The following is a 1,168-nucleotide window of genomic DNA, read 5'->3' on the forward strand; positions in this document are numbered from 1 at the left end:
GTTCCGCTTGGAATAATCTTGCCGCCTTGCCTGACACCATTCGATCCATCGGTCTTAGAAAGTGGGCTCACACAGGTCAGTGCCCATAACCGTTGGTATTACGGGTGGAGCTGGTTATGTAGGTAGCCACGTTGTAATCAGTTTATTGGATGCAGGCCATGATGTCGTTGTTCTCGATAATCTTAGTACTGGTCATTTATCTGCCATTCCTGAAGGAGCACGTTTCTGGAATATTGACCTGGCAGATATTACGGCCACTCGTAACGCTATAGCTTCAGAAAACTGGGATGTAGTCTTGCATTTTGCTGCGCTTTCATCGGTGGGAGATTCCATGCGGACCCCATTCCATTACTTGCGGTATAATGCGATGAACTCTCTTAACGTTATTGAATCTTGCGTGGATTGTAATGTCAGGCGGTTCGTTTTTTCTTCTACAGCGGCTTTATTTGGAGAAGAAATAAAATCAACAAAAGCATCGGAAAGCACCGTTATAAATCCGAGTTCTCCATACGGAGATAGCAAGTTTTTTATTGAAAAGACGTTGAGCTGGGCAGACCGTATTTATGGAATGCGAAGTGCTTGCCTAAGGTATTTTAATGCTGCCGGTGCGGATCCTCAAGGACGTATTGGTGAAGATCATCGGCCGGAAAATCACTTGATTCCTTTAACTATCGACGTAGCGCTCGGAAGGAATAAATTACTTAAAATATTTGGCAGCGATTATGATACGCGCGATGGCACTTGTGTGCGTGATTATGTTCATGTTACGGATTTAGCTGATGCGCATATCCGAGTTATTGATAAGTTGGATGAATCTTCAGTTTCCTATAATTTGGGAAATGGAATTGGCTTTACCAATCTGGATGTTGTCAAAAGTGTCGAGCGCGTCAGCGGTCGCAAAGTCTCCTGGGAGTGGGCAGATCGCCGACGAGGCGATCCTGCTGTTTTGATCGCTGATGCTTCCCGCATGCATCAGGAAACCGGGTGGCTCCCACATTATCGGGATATTGATGCTATCGTGGAGACTGCCTTGGCCTGGCGCGAGAAGCATCCGGATGGCTATTATGACTAGCACTACTTTGGTAGAAAATTTGGAATAAGGATTCCCAACGGATGCGATCGGTGATTCATGGAAGACCAGCTGTAGTGGGAGCTGGCGATGAACACC

Annotated in this window: 1 protein-coding gene; it reads left to right on the plus strand. The window is 46.2% G+C overall.

Annotated features, from left to right (window positions below):
• Positions 1 to 85: 85 nt before the first annotated feature.
• Positions 86 to 1,072, plus strand: a complete 987-nt coding sequence (galE, locus tag CFR80_RS18285) for a UDP-glucose 4-epimerase GalE (protein ID WP_110507860.1) — start codon at positions 86 to 88, stop codon at positions 1,070 to 1,072.
• The last annotated feature ends 96 nt before the right edge of the window (positions 1,073 to 1,168 follow it).

The sequence above is a fragment of the Komagataeibacter oboediens genome (genome assembly GCF_003207815.1).
Taxonomy (GTDB): domain Bacteria; phylum Pseudomonadota; class Alphaproteobacteria; order Acetobacterales; family Acetobacteraceae; genus Komagataeibacter; species Komagataeibacter oboediens.